The organism is Geomonas sp., assembly GCF_056994735.1.
Genome location: NZ_JBXKJL010000403.1, coordinates 1 through 2,970, shown reverse-complemented (window position 1 = coordinate 2,970; position 2,970 = coordinate 1). Strand labels below are relative to the sequence as shown.

General features: G+C 64.4%; 3 protein-coding genes and 1 pseudogene. All 4 read right to left on the bottom strand.

Going from position 1 to position 2,970, the window contains the following annotated elements; translation table 11 throughout:
* Positions 1-111: pseudogene (locus AC11W3_RS17375) on the bottom strand (electron transfer flavoprotein subunit beta); the annotation flags it as partial.
* Positions 112-137: 26 nt separating this feature from the next.
* On the bottom strand, positions 138-1,013 hold the full coding sequence (sucD, locus tag AC11W3_RS17370) for a succinate--CoA ligase subunit alpha (RefSeq protein ID WP_484093439.1): 876 nt from the start codon (positions 1,011-1,013) through the stop codon (positions 138-140).
* A gap of 14 nt (positions 1,014-1,027) precedes the next feature.
* The gene (sucC, locus tag AC11W3_RS17365) at positions 1,028-2,194 is read right to left on the bottom strand and encodes an ADP-forming succinate--CoA ligase subunit beta (protein WP_484090460.1); all 1,167 of its coding nucleotides are present in this window, start codon (positions 2,192-2,194) and stop codon (positions 1,028-1,030) included.
* A 152-nt stretch (positions 2,195-2,346) separates the two neighbouring features.
* A partial coding sequence (locus AC11W3_RS17360; RefSeq protein WP_484093438.1) for a (Fe-S)-binding protein occupies positions 2,347-2,970 on the bottom strand: 624 nt, incomplete at its 5' end.

Genomic DNA, 2,970 nt, shown 5'->3' with positions numbered 1-2,970 from the left:
GTAGGGGTTGGCGATGAAGGGTATCCCCTCGCGAACCAGGGTGTTGGTTACCGGGTCGATCTGGACCTGGGTGGTGTCCGGCACTTGTTTGATGCAGACGACGATTAGCATGGTGAACCTCGCTTGAACTCTTTGTTTTAAGCCCTCGGGGTATAGACCTTGAGGAGGGCCTGGGCCATCTCGGCCGGGGTTGCCGCCACGCTGATGCCGCATTCCTTGAGGACCGCCACCTTCTCGGCTGCCGTCCCCTTTCCGCCGGAGACGATGGCCCCGGCGTGCCCCATCCTCTTTCCCGGAGGTGCGGTGACACCGGCGATGTAGGCCGCCACCGGCTTGGTCATGTGCTCCTTGACGAAGTAGGCACCCTCCTCCTCGGAGCTGCCGCCGATCTCGCCGATCATGATGACCGCCTCGGTGTCGGGATCCTCCTCGAACATCTTCAGCACGTCCAGGTGGCTCGTGCCGTTCACGGGGTCGCCGCCGATGCCGACGCAGGTCGATTGTCCCAGCCCCACGTTGGTCAGCTGCCAGACCGCCTCGTAGGTGAGGGTGCCGCTGCGGGAGACCACCCCGATCTTGCCGGGCTTGTGGATGTAGCCGGGCATGATGCCGATCTTGCAGTGGCCGGGGGTGATCACGCCGGGGCAGTTCGGCCCCACCAGGCGGCTCCTCTTTCCCTGCATGAACTGCTTGACCTTGACCATGTCGAGGACCGGAATCCCTTCGGTGATGCAGCAGACCAGCTCGACCCCGGCATCGACCGCCTCCATGATGGCGTCGGCCGCGAAAGGGGGCGGGACATAGATGACCGAAGCGGTGGCGCCGGTTTTCTGCACCGCCTCCTTGACGGTGTCGAAGATGGGGAAGCCGTCGATGATGGTGCCCCCCTTGCCGGGAGTGACCCCGCCGACCATCCGGGTGCCGTATTCGCGGGCGCCGCGTGCGTGGAAGAGACCGGTGGCTCCCAGCCCCTGGGTGATGACCCTGGTTTTATTGTTGATGAGAATGCTCATTGATCTCCCTCCCCTCAGGCGGCGGCTACCGCGTGGACGATTTTGGCGGCGGCGTCGGCCATGCCGTCGGCGGCGACGATGTCGAGGCCGCTCTCGGACAGAAGCTTCTTGCCCAGCTCGACGTTGGTCCCCTCCAGCCGTACCACCAGGGGGACCTTGAGGGAGACCTGCTTGGCCGCCTCGATGACACCGGTGGCGATCACGTCGCATTTCATGATGCCGCCGAAGATGTTGACCAGGATCCCCTTGACGTTCTTGTCGGAGAGGATCAGCTTGAAGGCCTCGGTGACGCGCTCGATGGTCGCCCCGCCCCCGACGTCCAGGAAGTTCGCGGGCCTTCCGCCGGCATGCTTGATGATGTCCATGGTGGCCATGGCCAGCCCCGCCCCGTTCACCAGGCAGCCGATGTTGCCGGTCAGCGAGACGTAGGAGAGGTCGTGCTGGGAGGCTTCCACCTCGTTGGGATCCTCCTCGTCGTAGTCGCGCATGTCGCCGATCCGGGGGTGCCTGAAGACGGCGTTGTCGTCGAAGCCGAACTTCGCGTCCAGCGCCAAGAGGTCCCCCTCCCTGGTCACCACCAGTGGGTTGATCTCCAAGAGGGAGCAGTCGCAGCCGATGAAGGTTTCGTAGAGACCCTGGAAGAGGGTCACCGCCTTGGCGGTCTGCTTCCCGGTCAGCCCCAGGTTGAAGGCGAGGTTGCGGCACTGGAAGGCGGTCAGGCCCAGCAGGGGATCGATCGCCTCCTTGAAGATCTTCTCCGGGGTCTTGGCGGCAACCTCCTCGATGTCCATCCCCCCCTCGGTCGAGGCGAGCACGGCGACGCGGGAGGTGACCCGGTCGACCAGGAGGCTCACGTAGAGCTCCCTCTCGATGTTGCAGCCGTTTTCCACCAGCACCCGGGTGACCACCTTCCCCTCGGGACCGGTCTGGTGGGTGCGCAGCACCATGCCGAGCATCTCCCTTGCGGTGTCCCGCACCTCCTCCGAATTCCTCGCCAGCTTCACCCCGCCACCCTTGCCGCGCCCTCCGGCATGGATCTGCGCCTTGACCACCCACGGCCCGTCTCCCAGCCGCTTGGCCCACTCACGGGCGCTCGCGCCGTTGTAACATACGTGACCGTCCGGTACCGGGACTCCGAATTCCCTCAAAATCGCCTTGGCCTGATACTCATGAATGTTCAAAACGTCTCCTCCTGTCACCGGCACCGGGCCGCGTTTTCACGGTCCTGCGTCTGATTTGGATCGCATGCCGCCTGGTAGGCCGTTATTTTCTCCCTCATCCGGTCCGGAAAGGGAGTGGGCTTCAGTGCTCCGTAGTTGCTGGAGGCATCGCCCTAGCCGGCAACCCTTTCCAGCAGGATCTCGGCGATGTCCCTGGGCGCCAGCTCCCCTTCCAGTTCCGCCCCCTTGATGCCGTCCTCGAACATGGTGAGGCAGAAGGGGCAGTTGGAGACCAGGAGGTCGGCTCCGGTGGCGGCGGCCATCTTGGCCCTGGTGCCGCTGATCCGGCTTCCCAGTTTCTCCTCGGCCATGATCCTCCCGCCGCCTGCGCCGCAGCAGAAGCTCTGGCTCTGGTTCTTCTCCATCTCGCGGACCGTCCCCCCCGCGGCGGCGAGGAGCGCCCGCGGCTCCTGGTAGAGCTCGTTGTAGCGGCCGATGTAGCAGGAGTCGTGATAGGTGCAGTCAAAGCTCTCGCCCTTGAGCCTCAGCCTTCCTTCCTCAACCAGCCCGTTAAGGAAGGTGGTGTAATGCTCGGTTTCCACGTCGAAGCCGAGGTCGCGGTAGTCCTTGCTCAGGGTATTGAAGCAGTGGGGGCAGGCGGTGACGACCTTCTTGACCCCGTACCCCTTGATGGTCTCGATGTTCTCGGTGGCCAGCGACTGGTAGAGGTATTCGTTGCCGAGCTTGCGCATCGGCTCGCCGCAGCACTTCTCCTCCTTGCCCAGGATGCCGACCTT